Consider the following 24,533-nt stretch of genomic DNA (forward strand, 5'->3'; position numbering starts at 1 on the left):
ATATTAGAAAAATAGCGGATATGACAAAAAGGCAGAACGAAGACAACGCGCTTCGTTTCGATTAAAAGAGGATTAAAACACCAATCACAGTAACCAGAGATTCAAAAAGAGACGCTTATGTACTGTGATCGGTATAACGTTAGCTCAAGCCTATAATGTTACCGTCGGCGTCTAAGTCTAAGTTCATAAATGCCGGTTTGTCTGGTAATCCTGGCATCGTCATTACGTTGCCACACAAAGCATAAACAAACCCTGCACCTGCACATAATTTTAGTTCACGGATAGGGACATCGAAACCAACTGGAGCACCTTTCACCGAACCATCGGTAGAGATGGACAGTGGAGACTTAGCCAAACACACTGCTAGGTTATCGTAACCGTCTTTTTTAAACTGCGCTAGTTGCTGGGTCGCTTTATAGCTCATGGTGATGCCTTTCGCACCATAGCCACATTCAGCTACGGCCATGAGTTTTTCTTCTAGTGTTTGGTCAAGAGTATACAGGGGAGTAAACGTTACTGAAGTATCACACTGTTTAATTACTTTTTGTGCCAGTGCCACGGTACCTTTACCACCGTCAGAAAAGCCTTCGCTGATCTCTACTTCAACATTATTTGGCAGCAATTCAATCATCTCTTTCAGTTGCAGCAATTCCCGCTCACAATCTTGCGGGAAGCGATTAATAGCAACAACAGCAGGAACACCATATTTATTGACGTTGTTAATATGCCACTTGAGATTTTCAAACCCGGCAATAAGAGCTTCTGGATCGGCATTGAAAATAGAGTCTGGAATTGACTGACCTGGCTTTAAATCATAATGACCTGAATTGGCTTTTAACCCTCTCAATGTCGCGACGATAACTGCGCAGTCAGGGGCCTTGCCGGATTCTTGTGCTTTGATATTGCATGCTTTTTCAAAGCCCATATCTGAACCGAAACCGCCTTCAGTTACCGTGAATTCGGCTAGCTTGCTGGCAATGTTGTCTGCGATAATGGATGAGTTACCATGCGCGATATTCGCAAAAGGGCCTGCATGGATAAGGGTAGGAACCCCCTCCAATGTCTGCATTAGAGTCGGCTCTATTGCATCCTTCATGCTTACTGCCATAGCACCAGCGACTTGTAAATCCTCAGTTGTGACAGGGTCACCATAAATATTGTAAGCGACAACAACTCGGCCGATACGGGATCGCAAATCGCTGAGGCTCGAAGCTAACGCAAGAATCGCCATTAACTCTGAAGCTGCAGAGATATCGAACCCATCTTCACGTTCGAACCCGTTGATGGTTTTGTTGGTTTCGTTGATCCCTACGGTCACCATACGCAACGCTCGATCGTTATGGTCTAGAACGCGTTTCCAAACCACATTTTTAGAATCAACTTTTAACGCTTTTAGCCCTGTACGGCTCTCAAAGTCATTATAGCCATTACGTTGTTCATGATAGATACGCGCATCTATGGCAGCAGCAGCGAGGTTGTGCGCGGCAGTAACCGCATGAATGTCACCAGTGAGGTGAAGATTGAGTTCATCCATAGGGGCAACTTGAGAATAACCGCCACCAGCAGCGCCACCTTTAACGCCAAAGACAGGCCCCATCGAGGGCTGACGAATACAAGCGACTACCGATCGGTTCAGTTGCTTCAACCCTTGAGAGAGACCGATCGTTGTGACTGTCTTACCTTCACCGAGTGGGGTTGGAGTGATTGCGGTCACGACAACAAGCTTACCAGAGGCAGAATTGTTTAGTCGTTTTAAGCTTGAAAGGGAAACTTTTGCTTTGTATTTACCCAGGGATTGAAACTCGTCTTCTAGGAGCCCCATTGAGGCGGCTACCGTCGTGATTGGTTGGAGTTCAGAATGGCGACAAATTTCGATATCAGACAGCATAAAATCCTCATGCAGGGAGTAATTAAAGCGTGGTAAACGTTTGCGTGACGATAATAGCGTTAATATGTGCTTTGTAAAGTGCTATCTTACCTAATCATATGTTGTGATTATATCAGGGATTATTTAGGGTTATCGATGTATTTATCAAGAAAGCGTTAGTGGTGAACGGAATTGATTAGCGGCATCTATTATTAAGCGGAAATTGAAACCGAATGGAGTCTGAAGAATAAGTTATTGGTGTAAATTAACTGTTTGATCGTTGCATTACTGTAAACAAATGTTGAGACTGATTGTGCGTCATTAATGATAGGCTACTGCGCGTCTAAAACACTAAGCAATTTCGTGCGCTTCTTGGCTCGTCATCATTGAAATGCAGTTTTTACCTGAGCTTTTCGCTTCATATAATGCGATGTCTGCGCGTTGATAAGAGTTTTCGATACTCGAATCAACGTTGCTGACTCCTCCACTGACCGAGACAGAATGCTCATGGTGCAGGTAAATAGCTGTTCTTAGCCTGTTTAGTACAACCTCTGCCTCTGCAAGAGGTGTGTGTGGCATGATTAGCCCAAACTCTTCCCCACCTATTCGAGCAAGGAAATCGGTTTCTCTAATCTGATCTAAAATGATACTCGATACAGACTTGATGACTTTGTCGCCTTCAGCATGGCCGAGTTTGTCGTTGATCCGCTTGAAATTGTCGATATCAATGATCGCGATGCAAGATTGATACTTGTCTGGGTAGCGGCGAGATCGTCTTGCTTCTCTGCGGATTTGCTTATCAAACTTACGTCGATTCCAAAGGCCACTGAGGGCGTCTTTTTCACTAAGATCTCTGAGACGGTTTTCAAGTATCTTACGTTGGGTGATATCGACGAATGAACCCACGTAGAAGATTACCTTCCCTTCACTGTCCGTGACCGTTTGGATTCTGAGAATTTCAGTAATAAGAGAGCCATCTTTGCGTTTATTCGTGACTTCACCTTCCCACATTCCATCCGCTAACAACTGTTTCCACATTTGCATATAAAATTCTTGTTGGTGCTTGCCGGATGTAAAAATAGAAGGGCTCTTGCCTTTGACCTCTTCTAGGGTATAGCCACTTAAGCGTGTGAATTCCTTGTTGACGGAAAGGATACGGTTATTTTTGTCAGAGATGAGAACCGCTGACATACCATCCATCGCGACTCTGGCAATTTGGCTCTCAATCGAGTGCTTTTTATGGCGTACATTCCAAGCACAAAAACCGCAAGAGAGTAGCAGGGTAATGATGTAAACAGCAATGGCGAGAAATGAGATTTGCTTGTATTCATTCTCAATTTGTTGATTGACTTTTTGACTAGGTACATTGAGCACAAGGTATAGGTCTTCACCTAATATGTCTTTTGAAACGTTTACTTTGGCGTATGACCACCATGATCCCGCATCAAATACATTGCCTTCCTCGCCAGACTGGGCACTTTCCCAAACTTTTGGTAGCAGTTGATTGAGGTTAAATTCATTATGTTCCGCAATAACGTCCCCAAGAATCTGGCTAAATGTTTGGCTTTGTAGATAGAATCCATTGGCGTTTATTAGGTCTGGTTTGGATTGAATATCAGAACCATAATTGAGAGATTCATAGATCGCATTGAAATCTAGATTGGCGACAAAATAACCATAACGTTTAAAGTTAATATCAACGGGTATGATTATTCGCAAAGCAGGAGTAATAGGAGTGACAATCTTATGGTTATCGTATTCAACATCAATACCAAAGCGGCCAGATTGGTTGGGTTTAAGGGTTGTTGCGTACTTGAAATAGTCACGGTGCGCTTTATTTTGTAAAAACTCGTCAGAAACAACTTCGACATAGTTAGCCACGCTGTTAACACGAATTTGCTCTTGCCCCGTATTGCTCAGAAATCGCAATTTAGAAAAGTAGCCTTTAGAACGCGCAATCAAGATCCAAAGATCTTCCACGGCATCATAATTACTTTGGTTGTTTTCAAGCACGGCGGAGTACAACAAGCTATTACTTGAAAGAAGTTCGATCGTGGCTTCAATATCTAAAATAGTCGATTGCAATGAACGTTGACTAAACTCCAACTGAGCACTCGTTTCTTGCTCTACGAGAGACAGGGATCGTTGTTCGATACGTTGCCATTCACTGATAAAGAACAGGGTAGGCACCATACTCAAAATGATAAAGATAAGAAAAAATTGAAGTATTGAAAACGTGGGTTTAACGGTCATAGTCACAAGTCATCACGAACATAACGCCATGATAACTAAGCGGGGTAATAGTTTTGTGATTTGATACGCATATTACATTATATGCAAAAGGGGTATTATAGGTTTTTGTGATGTGTAACTTTGAAATGGCGAGTAATGGAATGAAACGGCATTAATTAAACAGAGCTTCGTCATAATCTAATCAATGCCTAGAGTGTCTATTTTTATTGTCCGGGTGCCGGTTTTGAGCCTGACTAGTAATTAAAACGCGCGGCAATTGAAAATTGAGGCCCGTAAACCCCGTCATTCCGTGCGCCAGCAAAAAGAACAAGCGCTTCAGTGGAATGAAAATTAACCCCGGCATGAAAAACAGAACGTTCATCGTGTAAACCAATTCGTCCTAATACTTCGATTTGATTGGCTAACCAAACACGGCCCCCTAGATTAAACTCTGGTTGGAATTCTGAACTAGAGCTTGAGCTATCAACAAAGTTCACATGATGGAGCAGTATTTGACCGTAAATGTCTGCAAACGCTCCGATTGGTCCGTTAAAACCGACGCCAACAGCAGCGTCCCAATCGTTATCAAACCGTGAATCTACTCGACCCACAAAGTGCGCATTTTCCATTAACATCATGCTGACTTCACCACCAATGGTCTGTGGTCCGAAACCACTTCTAAATTCGAAGTAGTTGTAACTGAAATTGTTCGCTTGCACAAAAGGGGACAAAACAAAAGTAAGCGCAACAAGGCTAATTTTTGAAAGTGTTTTTAACATAACTGCTCCGTAGTCATAGAATATGCAGATGATTTTTTGACGATACGGAAAAAGCCTGCAATAAACAGGCCATAAATATCTGAAAATACGTTGTTTAGTCGTTTAGATTATAGAAGGATTAAATGATCCACTTCTATCTCAGGCTTCGCCCCGCCTTCGTATTCGCCAAAGAGTCGAACTCGTGTTGTCTGATCGATTGGGCTTTGAATGTTGATATCGTCAAGATCGATGAGTATTTCACCTGTTCCATCATTAAACATAAATTGGTCGGCAGCCAGTTGCTTTGTCAGAGTGCCTTCAACGATGACATCGTTATCAGAAAATGTTTTTGTGTTGGCGTTTATTGCCTTTATGGTCGTAATTTCTACTGGCCCTGAATAGTGGATGGGTCCTTTCTCTTTACTGTGTGCGAAGCTAGGTAACGATGTTAAAGCGAGTGTACCTGCGATAGTACCGACCATGAGATGCTTGTTCATAATATTCCCTCGATTAATTCATAGTGAGACACTGTGTCATCGAGTTTATTTAACGACAGTCTGACTGAACACTGTCTGAGTGTGGCATTCATAATCGATTCATTCTATTGAGTAATCGTAGCGCTAACCGTTATTATGAAAGAAATGACTTAACTTTAAAGACAATATGAAAACAACGTTAGAATCCATAATGGTACAAGGCACCACATCGGATGCGGGTAAAAGTGTGCTGGTGGCAGGGTTATGCCGTGTATTGGCAAGACGCGGTATCTCGGTTGCGCCATTCAAGCCACAGAACATGGCACTAAATAGCGCGGTGACCGAAGAAGGTGGTGAAATAGGAAGGGCTCAAGCCGTTCAAGCTCAAGCTTGTAACATAAAACCGAGTGTACATATGAACCCTGTGCTGCTTAAGCCCTGCTCGGATACGGGCGCGCAGGTCATACTGCAAGGTAAAGCCATAGATGATATGGATGCGATTGGTTATCACGATTACAAAGCGGTTGCGATGAATACGGTAATGGATTCCTATGGCCGTTTGTCGGACCAATATCAGAGCATCGTTATCGAAGGGGCTGGCAGCCCGGCTGAGGTTAATTTACGTGAAAATGATATCGCCAATATGGGGTTTGCTGAAGAAGCGGATATTCCAGTTATCATTGTCGCTGATATTGACCGGGGTGGCGTGTTTGCTCACCTCTACGGCACACTAGCCCTACTGTCAAAAAGTGAACAAAACCGAGTGAAAGGCTTTGTGATTAACCGTTTTCGAGGAGATATTGCACTGTTGCAATCTGGCTTGGATTGGTTAGAAGAGAAAACAAAAAAACCGGTATTGGGGGTATTGCCGTATTTACATGGTTTCAACCTAGAGGCCGAAGATGCCATTAACACAGCTCAGGTTCAAGGAAGCAGCACTAAACTGAATGTGATAGTGCCGGTGTTAACGAGAATAAGTAACCATACTGATTTCGATGCATTGAGGTTGAATCCTGATGTAAATCTCCGTTATGTCGGTAAAGGCGAGCGCTTGACGGGCGCTGACCTTATTATCATTCCTGGCACAAAATCGGTAAGAAGTGATCTTGAATATTTGAAAAGTCAGGGGTGGGATAATGATATTAAGCGTCATATCCGCCTTGGTGGCAAAGTGATTGGCATTTGTGGTGGTTATCAAATACTCGGGGAAACCATCAGTGATCCATTCGGTGTTGAGGGGAAAGCGGGTGAAAGTGATGGGTTATCACTATTGCCGATTAATACCCAGTTAACCCAACAAAAGACGCTGACTAATGTAACCGGTGTGATGACCTTAAATGGTGAGGAGCAACCCGTTAGTGGGTACGAAATACATGTAGGTCAAACTGAAGTGACAGGGAGACAACCTATACAACTGAATAACGGATCGTGGGATGGGATGGTCTCTTCATGCAATCAAATCTTCGGCACATACTTGCATGGCATATTTAATGGACCAGAGGTGACGTCGTTGATATTTAATTGGGTTGGAGTGTCTGATATTGAGCCAGTTGATCATATTGCAAGGAACGAATCAGCCATTAACCGTATCGCGGATGCAATTGAGGATAATGTAGACCTCAATGTTTTATGGCCTGATCTTAACTAAGTACGGTATGCACCAGAGCTCGCTTAATCGATAAAAATAACGCACAAAAAAGCCGCGGTATTTAAAAGAACGCGGCCAAATCAAAAGATGAAAGATTATTGTTTAATAAACACTTCTCTAAAATCCTTCTTTAGAATCGCATCTCGGCGAGCTTTCTTAATTTGTTTTACCATGTCTTTAACGCAGTTATGTAGGACTTGATCAAGTAATTGGGTGCGGTACTCTTCTTTATCTTCGTCTGTCATGTCTTTCGGTAAATCTAATGTTGGAAACTCTTCCATAACATTAACGCCCGCAAATGCTTGGCTTACAGAAATTAACGCGTGGAATTGTTCAAAATTATCGAGAACGTTTTGCGCACTTGCCGGTAAAGAGTTCCATGCTTCTCTAACGGCTTCTTCAGAAACTTCATGAATCGACGTTACCATAAAGTGCATCGCTTCAGGAACTTGGTCAAATTCAATGACCTGTTTGAGTTCTGCTGAAACCGTTGCTAAATCCACTTTTGGCTGTTCTGTTTGTTTTTCGTCAGTCATGACAATATCTCTTAGGGTAAAAAGGTTATGCTAAAAACTTATGGTAAAAAGTCAATAAGCTAGACTTAAATAACTAGTGAAACATTTGATTTGAAGTGCTATAAAACTAATTAACGCTTTTTTAGGGAGAATATATGACAATTAATGGCTCCTCAATGCGAATACTCCTTGTTGATGACGTTCAGATGGATCGAATGCAACTGGCAATTCGTCTTAAACAACTGGGTCACCATGTTGAAGCAGTATCGAGTGGAAAAGAAGCGTTATCAATCTATTTAAAGTTCGATCCAGAATTGATTTTGCTCGATATTACAATGCCTGAGATGAATGGTTTTGAGTTGTCTCAGGAAATTCGACGTTTATATCCAGATTGGATACCGATCATCTTTTTAAGCAGCCATGAAGAACCCAGTATGATAGCCAAAGCCATCGATGCGGGTGGTGATGACTACTTAATTAAGCCTGTCGATAAGCTTGTTTTAAACTCAAAGCTTATAGCAATGCAGCGTATAGCTCAGATGAGACGAGAATTAAAGCGCGCATCAATTAAACTGCAAGAACTCAACCAGGCACTGCAGCATCAAGTCAATGAAGATGGATTAACCTCACTGTACAATCGCCGCTTTATCGATGGAAAATTGCAGGATATGATCAGTTGGCATGGTCGTCATAAGTTCCCGTTAACACTGATACTTATCGATGTCGATCGCTTCAAGTTATTTAATGATAATTATGGCCATATTCAAGGTGATAAATGTTTAATAGCGATTGCAACGTTGACCAAAGAACTGTTTTCTCGGAGTGCTGAGTATGTTGGCCGATATGGTGGAGAAGAGTTTGCCATACTGCTTAGTCATACAGGGCAAGACAAGGCGTTAAATGCTGCAAAGCGGATAAAAAACGCACTGTCGGAACTGGCTTACCCTCATGAGTATAACGATGACTTTGGTGTTGTGACTGTTTCACAGGGCATCTATACAACGGTACCCAATGGGCACGAGTCCATCAATGATATTTATTCGAAGGCAGATGAAGCGCTTTACGCTGCGAAACATCAGGGGCGTAATACCTATGTTTTAGCGGATCCTACTGGCGAATAGCTAGCATGATTTTCGTCGGTTGTGAGCTTCATAGAGATGAATAGATGTTGATTATAATGGCGTAAATACGTCATTATGATGCATATTCATTAGGGACATTTGAAGGCGATATATTGAGTAGTTTCCGTTTAGCTGTGCCGTTGGCTATCCCCTTGGCTATGTCATTTGCAAACCCCGTACTCGCATCGCAAAGTATTAGTGAGGCCTATAGAGGTCAATTAGAGCAGAACTTTGCCGCAGCGGTTATTTTGATGGACAGTGACGTGTTTACTTTTGGTATTCACGATTTTGACCCAAACGATTTGTTTCATTTAGGCAATGAAGATATCGGTACTGAGGAGTCGATCAGTCTTCGAAATCGGATTCAGGTAACAACCCTCCCTTATACGTTAGAGCTCTCCAACCAAGAAGATAAGCATAAGCAATCTTTGATGTTTCGTTTGTCAGGTTTAGTGTCTGAAAAGAACATTACAATTGATGGAGTGACTACCTCAGACATAAATAAAGATCGAATGATTGCTGGTTATGTAGGCTATCAATACCAGTATTATGTCACTGCTCAATGGAGTATAGAGCCGTCGTTTGCTGTTCACTTGATGCAATATAAAAATAGTTTCGAGTATAGAAGTGACAAGTTGGTTGCAGTCAAAGAAATACTTGATGGGCGATATGTTAATACGTCGGCTTGGTCACTGATTTATGAGCCAACGGTTAGCTTTAAATATGAACATGACAAGCCATGGGGAAGTTGGACAGTGTATTCTAACTGGCACTATTTTTATGGACACGGATGGGGAGAAGCAAATCAAGGCCAAATTGGCAACACAGAAGGCTGGTACGTTGCAAATGGCATCCAATCTATCTACAACTTTGACCGATGGGGTAAGGCAGTCCAGTCTGTATACAGCAGTTTTCGTCGTATCGACCTGGGTTCTGATATCAAACAACCGTTAGGGACTGATTATTACTATGAGGCTTCTATCGGATGGTTAATGACGCCGCCGTTTGATATGGCGTGGGTTGATAACGTAGGTATCGGTCTGAATTTTAATTACGGCAGTGCCTTGAAGGGCGGAAGTATCGTGTTGTTTTTTAACCAAGACTAGCGATTAACTACAGCTAAAGCGTGTTCGAATTAACAAGACACTTTATTTCTTCCGGTTTGCTTGGCTTTATAGAGCGCTTTGTCGGCTTGCTTAATCACATTCTGCGGTTTTCTCTCAGACGACGAATCAGCTACACCAATACTAATCGTGATATTGACCGTTTCTGAGCTTTGATTCTTTCCACGTTGAGTGGCGCCCATTTTCTTATTCTTTGGTCGACTCGCCACATCTCTTAAAGCCATTTCATAGTTAGCAATGTCTTCGCGTACTCGCTCTAAATATTCCAGAACGTCTTGTGCATACCGCCCTTTAAAGACCGCTGTAAATTCTTCACCACCGTATCGATAGACTTTTGCTTTTCCACCTATCAGCGATAAACGAGCCGCGACAAGCTTTAGAACATCGTCGCCAGTGTCATGGCCGTAAGTGTCATTGAACGCTTTGAAATGGTCAACGTCTAGCATGGCAATGCTGTACTTTCGGCCTAATTGCTTTAGGTCAGACTCAAGAGCGTGTCGGCCGGGAATGCCCGTTAGCCCATCGTTAAATGCGAGCTCATGACTGGCTGATATGAGGTAAATTAACAGCAGTAGCCCAGCTAAACTGAACATAGTGCTAGAAATGTAGGGGATATCAAAACAAATGAATGTCACGCTGGCCGTAATGATGGAAGAGTAAGAAACAACGTCAGCAATACGGTTGTTTTTGAGCACCAGAATCGCCGTGATACCGGTTAATGCACAAAGATACAGTACGAGAACAAAAGGAAGACTAGAGATTTGTGGAATAGCAAACAGCAGGCCTTCGCGAAAGTAGCCTATACTGTCGATACCAAAATGCGTAATTGTTAAATAAGACCAAGCGAGAAGCATGATATTGATAAAGACAAAAACGATAAAGCTTTTGCTGGTCAGGTTGGAGTCTTTAAATGCGTAGGTAAGAAGCGAGGCTACGGGCAGTAAGAAGGCTAATAAAGACAACTCAAGTAAAGTTGTCCCCGTACTTAAAGAAGATTGAAGTCGATGCTGGATAATCCAATAGCTTAACAGCATCGTAATCGCGACCATCGCGCAGCGACTTTGGTTAAAGCTGTGGCCTAAGATTAACGCAGCAAGAAACAGAACAATGGGTAAATTCACCGCGATATCAAGATTGCCCTGAGTAACGGTGATAACGTTAGTCATGCCGAGCCACAATGCAGCAATAATAAAAAGAGGGAAAGAGACCCTAAACCAATTTGACGCGACGATGGATGGAGACATTATAAAGCAGGATACCGATAGTTAATGTTGAATTTCTTCAAAAGACCGTACTAGGATACTGTGATTTATTGATTTGCCAAGCTTTTTGCTAGACTTATGGGCATTAGGTTAATTTACATCGTATTATTGTATCATCTTCATGGCCTAAAACTTGTTGTTGTTCGGTGGTTAAGCTAAGTTATTTCTATAAGAATCAAATTGTAAGATCATATGTGTTTGACTGAGGAGTTAAGAATGCAGATCAGTGTTGATGTTCATAATTACATGGAAACTTTAGTTGGACATGTGCTTAGCAATGACGAATATACCGATAATTTTGACCATGAACAATTGGCCGATATAGCTTGCTTGGCACTGAGTCAGTTAAGGCCAGTTTATATACGGCATGATATCGATTTTCTTTCCGCACTTCCGGAAGCAAGGCTTATTGTGTTGAAAGAGTACACAGAGACAGCAATCGTCAATGCTGTTTCTATGATCTTACAAGATCGTCGCCAAGCAAGAGTTGATGATGTGCCCGTGATGTTTAGCTCACCACGGTTTGACGATGATGTTGAATTGGAGTGGTTCGAAAAGCCACTCATCCAAAGTAAAAAATAAGAGGTTTTAATAAGTGGGACTATTTTCTCGTCTGTTTGGTTTTGGAAAATCTAATGAAGGTGTTGCGAAAGAGGTGACACCAATCGAGTATAAGGGTTTTTTGATCTATCAAGAACCCCTTGCTGAATCGGGACAGTATCGAATTGCAGGGCGAATTACTAAACAAATTAATGATGAAGTTCAGTCACATCGATTTATTCGCTCTGATGTATTGTCTAACAAAGAAGATGCAAACGAATTGATGCTTAAGAAGTCGCAAATGTTCATTGACCAAATGGGCGATAACATTTTTTCTTAGCTGTTATCAATTTGACAAAAATCATAAATATCCGAGTCGTAAGCCGTTATGCTTACGACTCTTTTTTTAATTCACATAAATCCCTGTTTACTATGGTCTTTTATTTATCTGGTAGGACCTCTGCTTACTGATGGGGTTGTTGTTTTTTTTCACCATTAGTCGCAGTATTAATGAAATATTTTGGTCTGATGTAGTGTTTTTAGTATTTTTATTACAAAACGCTTGCAACTGCATCAGTCGTTAGATAAAAGATCTTAATCATTGTGCCAATAGTCAAGGACAAACTATGCAAATTGGTGTACCTAAAGAAATTCTCGCGGGAGAAACGCGAGTCGCTGCATCACCGAAATCGGTAGAGCAGTTGATTAAACTTGGTTTTGAGGTCTCGATCGAAACCGGAGCAGGCAGTTTAGCCAGTTTTGATGATTCTGCTTATGAACAAGCTGGCGCAAAAGTGACGTCTAAAGATGATGTTTGGCAAGCCGACCTTATCCTGAAAGTCAATGCGCCGATTGTCGACGCAGAGACCAGCATCGACGAAATTTCACAGTTTAAAGATGGCGCAAGCTTAATAAGCTTTATCTGGCCGGCACAAAACCCTCAATTAATGGAACAGCTTTCAAGCAGAAACATTAATGTGATGGCGATGGATGCTGTACCACGTATATCCAGAGCACAAGCTCTCGATGCATTGTCATCAATGGCCAATATCGCGGGGTATCGCGCTGTCGTTGAAGCGGCACACCAGTTTGGTCGATTCTTTACCGGGCAAATCACTGCAGCGGGTAAAGTTCCGCCTGCTAAAGTGCTTGTTGCTGGTGCAGGGGTCGCAGGTTTGGCGGCTATTGGCGCCGCGGGTAGCCTAGGAGCGATTGTTCGAGCATTTGATGTGCGCCCTGAAGTAAAAGAACAAGTGCAATCAATGGGTGCTGATTTCTTAGAAGTTGACTTCGAAGAAGACACCAGTGCTGGCGACGGCTATGCAAAAGAAATGTCTGATGAATTCAACAAGAAAGCAGAAGAGCTGTATGCGGCCCAGGCTAAAGATGTTGATATCATCATCACCACGGCGCTTATTCCTGGTAGGCCTGCACCAAAGCTGATCACCAAAGAAATGGTTGATAGCATGAAAGCAGGATCGGTGATTGTCGATCTCGCTGCGGCTAATGGCGGGAACTGTGAGTACACCGTTGCAGACCAAGTCGTAACGACAGCTAACGGCGTTAAGGTTGTAGGCTATACCGATATGGTGGGCCGCCTGCCGACGCAATCTTCTCAACTGTACGCGACGAATATCGTCAACTTACTGAAACTGTTGTGTAAAGAAAAAGACGGCACCATCAACATCGATTTTGAAGATGTTGTACTCCGTGGCGTTACTGTCATTAAAGAAGGCGAAGTGACTTGGCCTGCACCACCGATTCAAGTTTCAGCTCAGCCTCAAGTACAACAAAAACAGGCAGCTAAAGCGGAAGTGAAAGTTGAAGAACCGACGTCACCCATTAAGAAGGTGATTGGATTGGGCATTGGTCTTGCGGCTTTTGGTTGGGTCGCTTCTGTTGCCCCTGCAGCTTTCCTTGCGCATTTCACCGTATTCATTCTTGCTTGTATAGTCGGATACTACGTGGTTTGGAATGTCTCTCATTCGCTACATACGCCGTTAATGTCAGTCACAAATGCGATTTCAGGCATCATCGTTGTTGGTGCGTTATTACAAATTGGTCAAGGAAGTGGCGTTGTAACTTTCTTATCGTTTATCGCCGTACTCATTGCAAGTATCAATATTTTTGGTGGCTTTACCGTTACTAAACGTATGCTTGAAATGTTTCGTAAAGACTAAAGGGAGTACCAAATGTCTGCAGGATTAGTACAAGCGGCTTATATTGTTGCTGCAATCTTTTTCATCATGAGCCTTGCTGGTCTTTCTAAGCAAGAATCGGCTCGTGCAGGTAATTACTACGGTATTACCGGTATGGCAATTGCTTTGGTTGCCACCATTTTTGGTCCAAATACAGAAGGGCTTGCTTGGATACTTCTCGCTATGGTTATCGGTGGGGCCATCGGTATTCATTACGCTAAGAAAGTAGAAATGACGGAGATGCCAGAGCTCGTCGCGATACTGCACAGCTTTGTAGGTATGGCAGCAGTATTGGTTGGCTTTAACAGCTACATCGATCCGCCTGCGGTTATCTCAATCGACCCAGCGGATATTCATGCTGAGCATGTCATTCACTTAGTTGAAGTCTTCCTCGGTGTGTTTATCGGAGCGGTCACTTTTACAGGCTCTTTGGTTGCGTTCGGAAAGTTACGTGGAGTCATTGACTCGTCGGCGCTGAACCTTCCACACAAGCATAAACTAAACCTACTCGCTATCGTCGCGTCTTTACTGCTAATGATCTACTTCGTGAAAGCTGATGGTAGTATGTTTGCATTACTGCTGATGACATTGATTGCGTTCGCTTTTGGTTGTCATTTAGTCGCTTCCATTGGTGGAGCAGACATGCCGGTTGTTGTTTCAATGCTGAATTCATATTCAGGTTGGGCAGCCGCGGCAGCAGGTTTCATGCTAGCCAACGATCTTCTTATTGTGACTGGTGCATTGGTAGGCTCGTCAGGTGCGATTCTGTCTTACATTATGTGTAAAGCAATGAATCGATCGTTTATTAGCGTTATTGCGGGTGGTTTTGGGCAAGAAGTCAGTTCAAGCAACAGCGATGAAGATTACGGCGAACACCGTGAAATTAACGCTGAAGATGTGGCTGACATGCTGAAAAACTCTTCTTCTGTGGTTATCACTCCAGGTTACGGAATGGCGGTTGCCCAGGCTCAGTACCCTGTGTATGAAATAACAGAAAAGCTGCGTGCTTTAGGTGTGAATGTACGTTTTGCTATTCACCCTGTTGCGGGGCGTCTACCGGGTCACATGAACGTACTACTGGCTGAAGCGAAAGTTCCTTATGATATCGTGCTTGAAATGGACGAAATCAACGATGACTTGAGCTCAACGGATACGGTTCTTGTTATAGGTGCAAACGACACGGTAAACCCAGCCGCGCTTGATGATCCATCAAGCCCAATCGCGGGGATGCCAGTATTAGAAGTTTGGAACGCTCAGAATGTTATAGTATTTAAACGTTCTATGAATCCTGGCTATGCTGGTGTACAAAACCCACTGTTCTTTAAAGAAAATACTCAAATGTTATTTGGAGATGCAAAAGAAAGCGTGGATGCGATTTCTAAAGCACTATAGTATTTTGATGTTCTAATCATAAAGCCAGCTTTAATGGGGTGAACTCATTAAGCTGGTTTTTTGTTTTCATTCTTGACGTTGATATTACAATCGATATGTATATTTATGTAAGAATGTTTTATAGTTCTTAAACGTAAATACTTTCGATTATCTAATTTGATTAAACGCGCATTCCAATTCTTGGTTCTCATTTCAGCATTTACGTCGATTAATGTACTTGCCAATTCACTGCCTGAGAGAATAGATAACTTCATCAGTTACTTTAACTTCGAAGATGCCATAACTTCTTATGATATCCGAGTTATTCAGGCTGAGTATCCGACAAAGCTAATCACGCCAGATTCCTTACTTCCCAGAACGGCACAATATCCACTACAAGATATTCAGCGACTGTATCGATTATCTCAATCTTGTACGGGTAAACTTCCCCTTAGCCCACTCATCACCGAACCGTTAGTGTTCACAAGAGCAATATGTAAAGAAACCAATCTTTCAGTTCGTTGGTTTGCTCGTAGTGGTCTTATCCATCCTGGTGGCGGTTCTTACGCGTATCGCTGGGTTGCAAAATACCCGGACACTAAGCAATTGTTAGAAATGTTCATGCACATTCAAGAAAGGCCATTATCACCTCCTGGTACCTTACTAGGCCGGTTGCAGCGTATGGACCAAGACAGTATCACCGCGCTTATCAGTGGTGCAAAAATGTTTATCGAGAAAGAGGAACTGTGGCTAAAACAGGGAGACATATACTACATTTTTGGTGCCAATTACTGGCAATCGAATGTCAGTAAAGCTGAACTGAGTTTTTCGCTGTCTAGTGACAGTTCGACATGTTTTGTGCAGCGGGGGAATATGTGTTGGGATATAGAAGATCATTCCGATGTCCTCCGTATTTCAATGATAGCACTGGTTTTCGTGAATATCTTACTTGTTGCCGGGTGGTCGGCTTATCGCTGGAATTCCAAGCGACAAGAAATGAAAAGCCGAATGTTAGTCCTTCAGATACTGACGCATGAGCTGAGAACGCCTATCGCGAGCTTGTCACTAACAGTGGAAGGATTTAGGCGAGAATTTGAGCATTTGCCTGAAAGTGTATACGATGAGTTTAGACGACTGTGTGAAGATTCACGAAGATTACGGCAATTAGCCGAAGCAAGTAAAGATTATTTACAATCCGATAACAAACCCCTAAACACAGAATGGGTACCATCAGTATCAGAATGGTTAGAGTATAAAGTATCGGATGAATTTAAAGGCGAGATTCAATTCGCAATTAATCAAGACATCGCCGCTAAACTGAATGTTTACTGGCTAAGTAACTGCATTGATAATTTAATACGTAACGCACTTAAATATGGCGTCACCCCAATACTGATTGATGTGACGACTGCTGCGGATCGCCTAACGATCAAAGTGATTGATCAAGGTGAACTTTCATACCGAGATTGGCGCAGCTTAAGAAAACCGTTTGTAAGCAAGTCAGGCCTGGGATTGGGCCTCACAATTGTTGAATCTATGGTCAGTCGAATGGGTGGAAAGATGACACTCGTTGGGCCACCTACTACTTTTATTTTGGAGATCCCCTGTGAAACAGACACTGCTACTCGTTGAAGATGATAAGAACTTAGCTGACGGTTTATTAGTAAGCCTTGAGCAAGCAGGATATGAATGTTTACATGCAGAGACAATTGCTAGCGTGGCGCAGCATTGGGAAAAGGTCGATCTCGTCATTTTAGATCGCCAATTACCAGATGGTGATTCCGTAGAGCACCTTCAGAGCTGGAAGAAGCTTAAAGATGTACCTGTCATATTATTAACCGCGCTTGTGACGATCAAAGATAAAGTTGCAGGCTTGGATTCGGGGGCTAATGATTACCTCACTAAGCCATTTGCAGAAGCAGAGCTGTTTGCTCGTATTCGTGCCCAACTTAGGCTGCCTGAATCAGAAGAGGTTGATGATTCAAAAGTCACTACGCCGAATTTAACGATCGATAAAGCAACGAGAGAAGTTTTTTATCATGGCGACTCCATTACCTTAACTCGTACCGAATTCGATCTGTTACTTTTCTTAGCAAGTAACCTAGGTCGAGTATTTACAAGAGATGAGTTGCTCGATCATGTTTGGGGTTACAACCACTTTCCTACAACAAGAACCGTTGATACGCACGTGCTGCAACTTCGTCAAAAGCTATCAGGGCTAGAAATTGAAACCCTACGTGGTGTTGGCTACAAGATGAAAGCGTGATGAAGCCTTTACCGCTTGTTTCTTTATTGGCAGTTTGCTTTCCTCTGGCGGCGAGTGATGTGGGTTGGTTTGAGGAGAACACCTCGTTAACGCAAGCCCATCAGTATTTGCTAGAAGATGATCTCGATGCCATGTTTGGTTCAATCGTTAAGGTACATCAACAGAATTCAAGTACCTCTATTGAAGAACATTTGAATCAGCTGCTTATCCACTCACTTGACGTTGATTGTGGTAAAGGGCTCGATAACAAACGACTACCCGAGTGGTTAGCATCTGCATCGGTACGTAGAACTAATATTCAGAGCCCAGGTCGAGACATGTACAATGTCACGGTCTCTATTGAATCAAAGAAAGAAATAGAGAATATCGCATTTAACCGTTGGGTTGATAAACCTATCTCAACAGACAGTGAATTTGCGTCGACAGAATCTAACTCTGATAAAAAAAAGGTCTACCAAAAACGTTACAACCTTAATAGCCAAATTCCACCAGGATTATATCGACTGGATGTGACCGCAGTCGATCAAGAAACCTGGAGCTCATGGATCGTCTTTGTTCACACTAAAGCGAAACAGGTCGTTAGATGGCAATCTAAAGATCAATGGACCATAGAGAAAAATGCGCTACTTAATGAAAACTGCCCGCTTCCCGAATTGACGGTGGCTCTCTACGATTATGTTGATGGTAGCTATAATGAAGTTTGGAGTCGAAGCTATGAATCTGACTTTCCTACGTCATTCGAACCTAGAAGCATCGAACCAGAAAGATATGTACTGGCGGTATCGATGACGAATCAAAGGTGGCAAGGCCCTGTATTAATCGAACAATCTCAAATAATCAGTAAAACATATGATGTTTCTGTAGAGGAATAGTTAAAGTTCATAGACAATAAGTCGTTATAAACCCTAAGGGAATAACAGTTTATAATATTATGAAAAATAATCTTAGATTTTTGACTTTGTCTATCGCTCTTGCCAGTGCCTCTGCGAGTGCCGCCAATTATGCAATCGAAGCTCGTGGTGATGCGATGGGTGGTGTAGGGGTTGTTTCGGCAAACTTTCTCACCGCTCCATTTTATAACCCTGCATTAACAGCAATCTATCGCAGAAACGATGACGTCGGAATGCTCATCCCAAGCATAGGCTTGTCTTATAGTGACGAAGACAACATGGTTGATGATCTTGATCGGGTCGCTGGGCTTATCAACGAAGCGAGCTCTGGTGATTATTCCAATATAGCCGAGCTTCAATCAAGTCTTGAAAGTTTGAACGGTGACCAAGCTAAGTTAGAGCTAGGTGGCGTCGTTGCTTTTGCTATTCCTAATCAGTACATCGCTGCTAATGTCTTTGCTAAAGCTTATACCGAGTCTTTTGCCTCGCCTGATATATATACTCAAGCTAATTCGGCACTACCGCAAGCTGATATCAACACGGCAATTAATGCAGAGCTAAGTGCTGTCAATGCAGTAGGAATAGGAGTTGGAGAAGTTGGTATCTCTCTTGCCAAGTATCAAACGTTCTTAGGTCAGCATATAGCATTCGGTATTAGCCCTAAACTACAAAGAATCTATACTTATGTATATTCAGCCGATCTGGATAATTATGACATTGCGGATATCGCAGATAATGGTACCAGCGAAACAATGTTTAACATGGACGCTGGTTTTCTTTGGTTCCATGGGCCACTTAGAGTAGGTTTTACAGCAACTAATCTAGTATCAAGAGACATTCAGACTAAAGAGCTAACAAAGAGAGCGGTTACCTCTCAGATAGATCCGACACAAGTTAGGCCTGCGGAAACGTTGAGCTATGCGTATCAAATGCGACCTCAGTACACCGTTGGTGCAGGTCTTGTTGGCGATTACGCTACCATTAGTGTTGATTATGATTTGAACGAAGACGAACGTTTCACCGGATTCGACGATAATACTCAGTGGTTAAGGGTAGGGGGCGAAATTGATATTATGCGTCAATTAAAACTCAGGGCAGGGTACAAGCGTAATCTTGCGTATGAGGATAGTGACGACACGGTGACGGCTGGTATCGGTATATCCCCACTCAACTTATTTCAAATGGATATCGGTGCAAGCTATACCAATGAAAATTCGATGGGTGTTTACTTAAACTTCCTTGGTAGCTACTAATATCGCTATCTCTAGTCATCATTAACGTATATAGTCAGCTCCTCATTATAGAGGAGCTTTTTTATGTTTGACGATCTTTCATTAACCCACGAAGAGCAGCAAAAAGCTGTAGAGAAAATCCAAGAACTGATGTTGACCGGTATGAGTACCGGACAAGCGATAAAGTTGGTCGCTGAGAAAATTAGAAAAGAGCACAGCGAAAAGCAATAGGAATTTCCTAATGCTTTATAACTTGGCGCACTATAACTAAGTATTTAGGCCGTAATGTGATACGGCGAACCGTATGACTTCGAACTGAATATATAGATATTGCATATTTGGTATATCATAATTCGATGTGTTTGTTGTGATAAATTTACCATTATTTTTATATTAATCAGTAGCTTGTGGTGGTTACTTATTCTGCCGGTGTGGTGGGAAATAAAGTAAGACTTTAATTATCCAATGGCAGTGCCTGAAGATTGAATACGCTAGCTTTATATTCTGTTACTGGACGCCGTAACAGAATGCAGTTAAAAATAACCCAGGATAACGGGTTTGGTCATAAATTTCGTTACGATGTCACTTAATGGTGAGGGGAAATTAAGCTAGCCAAGAGTCGTCGGAACCATTTGCTTAAAAATAGTCAATGCTCCAAATGAAAGAAGAAGAAAAGAAGAAGTGTGTGGGTAGGCATTCGCTAAAATCATTGCTTTTAAATAATTGCTTTTAAATCATTGACGCCTAGTAGACTGATGCAAAAGTCTGGCAAAAAAATCGCTTGATTAGATACTGTCGGTAATCGTGCAAATGTGAGCGAGAAATCAGAATAGTGTTTATGGATAGTCGAAAGAATCTCTTTGCGATATTCGTCAGAATAACGTCGATTACTGGGTTTACCTCTAGAAGCATGGGTTAAACTAGCCGCACCATGTTCACGTAGTACTTAAGGAAAGTATGTCCGCCGCGCAGCACGACGCAAACGATATTCACAGATGTCTTGAATAACTTTGAATCGACTCATTTCTTTTTCACTCATGGCAATCAACATCTCAGTAGTCCTTAGTAACCGAAGCTGGTACATGAAATGTAGTCAGCAACCAGTGCTAAGGTGGCATTTTAATCTAGCTCAAAAGTGACATTACTATCTGGGGCCTACAGCCTCAGTGCGTATTATCTATCTTATGTTAAATAAGTTGTGTGAAGCGATATAGCTTGTTTACATGTTCTACCCGACTCTCACGTTACTCTACGGAGTCACATTAAACATAATACTTATTTACCATAAAATAGATAATAGCTAGCATACAATCTATCGATGTAAGCCAGCTATTATCTTTTAAGCGTGTTTTCTAGCCGCCGGCCAATTTGACCGTGTGGCCTTTTTTTTCAAGATGAGCTTTAATCTTGTCTCGTGCGTCGCCTTGAATCTCAATGGTTCCGTCTTTAACGGAGCCACCGCAGCCGCATACTTTTTTAAGCTCGGCTGCAACTAACTTTAGTTGGGAATCGGCTAGATCTAACCCTGAAACAATACAAACCCCTTTGCCTTTACGACCTTTGGTTTGTCGCTGAATGCGCACAATACCATCACCTTTAGGTCTTTCTATAACTTGTTCTTCTGGTTTGATGCGTCCGACGTCGGTTGAATACACTAGACTCATAATGACTATTTTCTCTGTTGCTCGGCTTTTTGTTTCGCAATTATATACGCTTCAATGTGCTTTTGTATCGCAATTTTTGAGCCCTTAATGAGTCTGCCGTTGAAAAAACAATACCAGGTGTTAGCCTCACCCGTATCGTTTTTTAAGGCGTAGCCATTAAAGTTTTCTGCTTGTGGGGATCCTGATGACTCACGCTTTCGACCAACGGAAGTGAACTCTTTTGGATCGATTATCGTCGCGGTATCGCAGAACCAATCGATACTCTTCTTCACCGCAGCTAAGCTACCGGACAAAACGTGGTTCTTAATTTTAGCTTGCCAAATATCGCTAGTGTTATCGGCAGACTTTAAGTTAAAACCTTTATAAATTGTGACAGCCATAAACGAATATTCTTATTATGATAGTTACTTAAATAATAATTGTATCTGCTCGCTTATCAAGTATATTTATCGATTATCTCTCATTTACTGTGTCTGATATGCAAAAAAAGATCCCGCAGGTTACTGATAAACAGCTACTAAATGATTGGCGATCAACTTTTGGGTCTCAAGTTACCTTAGAAGAATTCGATATGTTGACCCATGGGGTATACTCTCGAAACTCTTTACTTGCGATGGTCAAAGATTGGAATCTTTTCTCTGAATTTTGTCAAACGAAGCAAGTCAGTTCACTCCCCGCTTCTGTCACTGTTGTTCGCTTATTTATTGAGCGGGAGGCGAAAAAGCGTAAGTTCTCCACCTTAAAGCGTTACGCTGTCACCCTATCATTGGTTCATCGGCTACTCTATGATACAGACCCTGTTTCTAATAGCTTGATTCGGCAACTACTGGCGAGTTATCGAATGGACAAATTCGGGGACGCAAAGCAAGCAGAAGGCTTAACCCTAAATCACATAAAAGAACTTGATAGAATATTGATGGAAACACCGAGCCCCAAAAGTGTTCGTGATCTAGCCATCTATTACGTGATGTTTGAATGTGCATTGAAGCGTTCAGATCTTAAATCGTTGTCTTTTTCTGATCTCACCGAATGTGAAAATCACTATCTTGTATCAATCAAAGACCACACTTATGAGCTTAGTAACCGGTGTTCTTCCGTTTTGAAATTGTGGCTGTCGGTAGCAGGAGATAATCCGGATCTCTGTTTGTTTCGCGCGATAGATCGACATGGTAACGTAAGCAGTACGCAAATGGACGACTCTTCCATTTACAGAGTATTAGCCTCAGCGAGTGACCTGTTAAATCTTTCAATCAAATTTTCCGGGCAATCAACTCGTGTCGGAGCCGCTCAGCATTTAGCTAGTCGTGGTAAAAAAGCCAAAGAAATTCAAGAGTTTGGTCGCTGGTTGTCCCCTGCTATGCCCTATCAATACATAGGTCTAAAACAAACAGCAGAGGATGAAAAGCGAGTGTATAAGATCATTAAACCTTGGGAGTAGCTTACCGGCGAAGAGATGTACTCACGCAGTTTTCGAGGAATTTGTGGAATTGGTGGCCATTGTTCGCCAGCATCTTGGGAAACATAGAAATAGGTGTCATGCCTGGGAAGGTATTAACCTCATTTAAATATATGTGACCCTCTTCAGTTAAGAAAAAATCAATTCGAGACAAATGGCGTAATCGCATTTGAGTAAAAACTTTTCTCGCGCTGACTTCTATTGTGCTCAATTGAGTTTGTGAGAGGTTACCAGCCACTATTTCGGTAATTGAATGGCTGTCTGCACTGTATTTTTCTTCATAGGTATAAAACGCATCGGAAGGTGCGATAACTTCACCAGGCTGAGATAAGAATAGCTGGCCATCATACTCATAAGCGGCGACCTCAAGTTCTCTTGGCTTTACTGCTTTTTCTACTAACACTTGATCAGAATACCCGAAAGCAGCATCGATAGCCTCTTTAAGTTGTGATGATTTCGTTACCTTGTAACATCCTACAGAAGAGCCTTGTCTAGCCGCTTTAATAAAAATACTGCCCCATTCTCTTAGTGCTTGTTCTGCTTTTTCTAAAGAGTGTGAATTGTTCTCTGACAAGAATAAATAAGGTGTATTGTTAATGCCGAGTGCGTCATACCATAGCTTTGAGGTAATCTTGTTAAAGCTATTGGTGCTCGCTTCTGGTCCACATCCGAGGTATGGGATTTCAGCTAGTTCAAGCATCGATTGAATATCTCCTGTTTCCCCTGGAAAACCATGGATACAAGGAATAACAAAATCAATATGAAGATTTTGGTCTTCACCGTTCAACGTAGCGGTATTGGTATCAAGAGAAACGAGTTTATCTGATTCATTAAACCAACCTTCTTGACGTATTTCGACGCGCACCACATCGAAGTTTGGAGTCAAAGATAGCTGCTGCTGCAGATAGTTGGCTGAGACTAAAGACACTTCATGTTCAGGAGAGCCTCCGCCACACAGTAGAAGGATGGTTGTTTGAGTCATTAACGTAGTTTCCATAACGCTATAAAATTCTTGTCTTCATCATAATGAAAATGAACCAAAACGATAGCGTAACCCAGATTAAATTACGCGGTTTTGGTTCATTTGATGTTTTATTCACCATAACAGGGGCATAGAGCTGCGAAGCCTAGCCTCTATGATTTCTAGAATAGTTTCTAGTTCAATTTATTCAGTGTTGGGAATTCTGAATTCTTAATTGAATCGATGCTTTTGACAAATGGTTTTAGGTTTTTGAATTCCATTGGCAGTGTGGCAATAGCTTCTTTTGCTTCACCGCGTGTGGCGTAATCACCATAAAGCACCGTATACCATTTTGTACCATTTACTACCTTATAGTTTTCCCAGACAGGTTGTTGGTTGTCCATAGGAAGTTTACGCGCAAATTCATCGACTTTTGTTTGAGAGCCTACCGCAACGACTTGAATAGTAAACCCATAACGTGGGTTCATAGCGACTTGCTTAGCCGTCGGTGGAATGATGGCGACAGCCGCTTCAGGTGTTTTATTCACCACTTTCTTCTCTGCAGTAGGAACAACTTTGTCTGCGTTTGTTTCAACGTTACTCTCAACAATACCTTCCGCTGTGCCTTCACTCGAAACCACTGGCTTTTCTACTTCAGCAACCTTGTAGTCTTCTCTATAACTTTCAGATGTGACATCTGTAATGTATGTGTCAGAAGCACAAGCCGATAGAAGTACCGATAGGCCCACAATTGAAATCTTTTTCATGAATGTACTTACGTCCTAAAAATAGAAATTACTTTAAATCATGCCGATTGAAGAGCTTAGAATCAAGCCAACCTTTTAATTATATATCAATACTCTGTGATGCATGGCACAAAGTCACTTTTATACCGTGTTCTACTGTTCAGAACGAGTGAGAAATGGTCACTAAAGCAACTTAAATTGATTAA

Annotated in this window: 23 protein-coding genes; 13 read left to right on the forward strand and 10 right to left on the reverse strand. The window is 42.1% G+C overall.

Annotated features, from left to right (window positions below; genetic code table 11):
* Positions 1 to 139: 139 nt before the first annotated feature.
* The 4 genes from A1QO_RS17220 to A1QO_RS17235 form a co-directional block, all read right to left on the reverse strand.
* Complete coding sequence (locus A1QO_RS17220; RefSeq protein WP_017039872.1) at positions 140 to 1,888, reverse strand: formate--tetrahydrofolate ligase; 1,749 nt, start codon at positions 1,886 to 1,888, stop codon at positions 140 to 142.
* Positions 1,889 to 2,218: 330 nt separating this feature from the next.
* Positions 2,219 to 4,120 (reverse strand): sensor domain-containing diguanylate cyclase, encoded by a 1,902-nt coding sequence (locus A1QO_RS17225; RefSeq protein WP_017039871.1) that lies wholly within the window; start codon positions 4,118 to 4,120, stop codon positions 2,219 to 2,221.
* 233 nt (positions 4,121 to 4,353) lie between these two features.
* Positions 4,354 to 4,878: a hypothetical protein gene (locus A1QO_RS17230; protein WP_017033602.1), complete on the reverse strand. Its 525-nt coding sequence runs from the start codon at positions 4,876 to 4,878 to the stop codon at positions 4,354 to 4,356.
* Positions 4,879 to 4,985: 107 nt separating this feature from the next.
* Positions 4,986 to 5,354 carry a YgiW/YdeI family stress tolerance OB fold protein gene (locus A1QO_RS17235; protein WP_017033601.1) on the reverse strand — a complete coding sequence of 123 codons (369 nt, stop codon included), beginning with the start codon at positions 5,352 to 5,354 and terminating at the stop codon, positions 4,986 to 4,988.
* Positions 5,355 to 5,520: 166 nt separating this feature from the next.
* Between A1QO_RS17235 and A1QO_RS17240 the strand changes: the two genes are divergently transcribed.
* Entirely contained in the window at positions 5,521 to 6,981 is a 1,461-nt protein-coding gene (locus A1QO_RS17240) for a cobyric acid synthase (protein ID WP_026027071.1), read from the forward strand.
* Between the two features lie 95 nt (positions 6,982 to 7,076).
* Here the strand turns inward: A1QO_RS17240 and A1QO_RS17245 are convergent, their stop codons facing one another.
* Positions 7,077 to 7,517 carry a DUF3069 domain-containing protein gene (locus tag A1QO_RS17245; protein WP_017033599.1) on the reverse strand — a complete coding sequence of 147 codons (441 nt, stop codon included), beginning with the start codon at positions 7,515 to 7,517 and terminating at the stop codon, positions 7,077 to 7,079.
* A 134-nt stretch (positions 7,518 to 7,651) separates the two neighbouring features.
* Between A1QO_RS17245 and A1QO_RS17250 the strand changes: the two genes are divergently transcribed.
* Both A1QO_RS17250 and A1QO_RS17255 read left to right on the forward strand, forming a co-directional pair.
* The gene (locus tag A1QO_RS17250; RefSeq protein WP_017039870.1) at positions 7,652 to 8,617 is read left to right on the forward strand and encodes a GGDEF domain-containing response regulator; all 966 of its coding nucleotides are present in this window, start codon (positions 7,652 to 7,654) and stop codon (positions 8,615 to 8,617) included.
* A gap of 113 nt (positions 8,618 to 8,730) precedes the next feature.
* Positions 8,731 to 9,723 carry a Solitary outer membrane autotransporter beta-barrel domain gene (locus A1QO_RS17255; RefSeq protein WP_017033597.1) on the forward strand — a complete coding sequence of 331 codons (993 nt, stop codon included), beginning with the start codon at positions 8,731 to 8,733 and terminating at the stop codon, positions 9,721 to 9,723.
* A gap of 29 nt (positions 9,724 to 9,752) precedes the next feature.
* Here the strand turns inward: A1QO_RS17255 and A1QO_RS17260 are convergent, their stop codons facing one another.
* On the reverse strand, positions 9,753 to 10,985 hold the full coding sequence (locus tag A1QO_RS17260) for a GGDEF domain-containing protein (RefSeq protein WP_026026612.1): 1,233 nt from the start codon (positions 10,983 to 10,985) through the stop codon (positions 9,753 to 9,755).
* Positions 10,986 to 11,219: 234 nt separating this feature from the next.
* Between A1QO_RS17260 and A1QO_RS17265 the strand changes: the two genes are divergently transcribed.
* From A1QO_RS17265 to A1QO_RS20150, 9 genes are all read left to right on the forward strand, one after another.
* The gene (locus A1QO_RS17265; protein ID WP_017033594.1) at positions 11,220 to 11,585 is read left to right on the forward strand and encodes a late competence development ComFB family protein; all 366 of its coding nucleotides are present in this window, start codon (positions 11,220 to 11,222) and stop codon (positions 11,583 to 11,585) included.
* 13 nt (positions 11,586 to 11,598) lie between these two features.
* The gene (locus tag A1QO_RS17270) at positions 11,599 to 11,883 is read left to right on the forward strand and encodes an HlyU family transcriptional regulator (protein ID WP_017039869.1); all 285 of its coding nucleotides are present in this window, start codon (positions 11,599 to 11,601) and stop codon (positions 11,881 to 11,883) included.
* A 286-nt stretch (positions 11,884 to 12,169) separates the two neighbouring features.
* Complete coding sequence (locus tag A1QO_RS17275; protein WP_017033592.1) at positions 12,170 to 13,723, forward strand: Re/Si-specific NAD(P)(+) transhydrogenase subunit alpha; 1,554 nt, start codon at positions 12,170 to 12,172, stop codon at positions 13,721 to 13,723.
* 12 nt (positions 13,724 to 13,735) lie between these two features.
* Positions 13,736 to 15,133 carry a Re/Si-specific NAD(P)(+) transhydrogenase subunit beta gene (gene pntB / locus A1QO_RS17280; RefSeq protein ID WP_017037973.1) on the forward strand — a complete coding sequence of 466 codons (1,398 nt, stop codon included), beginning with the start codon at positions 13,736 to 13,738 and terminating at the stop codon, positions 15,131 to 15,133.
* A 156-nt stretch (positions 15,134 to 15,289) separates the two neighbouring features.
* The gene (gene vxrA, locus A1QO_RS17285) at positions 15,290 to 16,744 is read left to right on the forward strand and encodes a sensor histidine kinase VxrA (RefSeq protein WP_017041419.1); all 1,455 of its coding nucleotides are present in this window, start codon (positions 15,290 to 15,292) and stop codon (positions 16,742 to 16,744) included.
* A complete protein-coding gene (gene vxrB, locus A1QO_RS17290; protein ID WP_017033589.1) occupies positions 16,719 to 17,378 on the forward strand; it encodes a response regulator transcription factor VxrB in 660 nt (219 codons plus the stop codon). The genes vxrA and vxrB overlap by 26 nt, the downstream gene beginning before the upstream one ends.
* Positions 17,378 to 18,250 (forward strand): DUF2861 family protein, encoded by an 873-nt coding sequence (locus A1QO_RS17295; protein WP_017033588.1) that lies wholly within the window; start codon positions 17,378 to 17,380, stop codon positions 18,248 to 18,250. Before vxrB ends, A1QO_RS17295 begins: the two co-directional genes overlap by 1 nt.
* Before the next feature lie 59 nt (positions 18,251 to 18,309).
* The gene (gene traF, locus A1QO_RS17300; RefSeq protein WP_017033587.1) at positions 18,310 to 19,521 is read left to right on the forward strand and encodes a conjugal transfer protein TraF; all 1,212 of its coding nucleotides are present in this window, start codon (positions 18,310 to 18,312) and stop codon (positions 19,519 to 19,521) included.
* A 63-nt stretch (positions 19,522 to 19,584) separates the two neighbouring features.
* Positions 19,585 to 19,731 (forward strand): YoaH family protein, encoded by a 147-nt coding sequence (locus A1QO_RS20150; RefSeq protein WP_017039868.1) that lies wholly within the window; start codon positions 19,585 to 19,587, stop codon positions 19,729 to 19,731.
* 1,121 nt (positions 19,732 to 20,852) lie between these two features.
* Here the strand turns inward: A1QO_RS20150 and yciH are convergent.
* Together yciH and A1QO_RS17310 are read right to left on the reverse strand one after the other, a co-directional pair.
* Entirely contained in the window at positions 20,853 to 21,164 is a 312-nt protein-coding gene (yciH, locus tag A1QO_RS17305) for a stress response translation initiation inhibitor YciH (RefSeq protein WP_017039867.1), read from the reverse strand.
* Positions 21,165 to 21,169: 5 nt separating this feature from the next.
* Positions 21,170 to 21,544 carry a DUF3319 domain-containing protein gene (locus A1QO_RS17310; protein WP_017033583.1) on the reverse strand — a complete coding sequence of 125 codons (375 nt, stop codon included), beginning with the start codon at positions 21,542 to 21,544 and terminating at the stop codon, positions 21,170 to 21,172.
* A gap of 98 nt (positions 21,545 to 21,642) precedes the next feature.
* Here A1QO_RS17310 and A1QO_RS17315 point away from each other — a divergent pair, with 98 nt between their 5' ends.
* Entirely contained in the window at positions 21,643 to 22,602 is a 960-nt protein-coding gene (locus A1QO_RS17315) for a tyrosine-type recombinase/integrase (RefSeq protein ID WP_017039866.1), read from the forward strand.
* 1 nt (position 22,603) lies between these two features.
* On the opposite strand, the gene A1QO_RS17320 is transcribed toward A1QO_RS17315, so the two are convergent.
* Positions 22,604 to 23,602 (reverse strand): D-alanine--D-alanine ligase, encoded by a 999-nt coding sequence (locus A1QO_RS17320; RefSeq protein WP_017041420.1) that lies wholly within the window; start codon positions 23,600 to 23,602, stop codon positions 22,604 to 22,606.
* Between the two features lie 173 nt (positions 23,603 to 23,775).
* Entirely contained in the window at positions 23,776 to 24,348 is a 573-nt protein-coding gene (locus A1QO_RS17325) for an SPOR domain-containing protein (protein WP_017033580.1), read from the reverse strand.
* Positions 24,349 to 24,533: the final 185 nt, after the last annotated feature.

It is taken from the genome of Vibrio genomosp. F10 str. ZF-129 (genome assembly GCF_000287055.2).
Classification (GTDB): Bacteria; Pseudomonadota; Gammaproteobacteria; order Enterobacterales; family Vibrionaceae; genus Vibrio.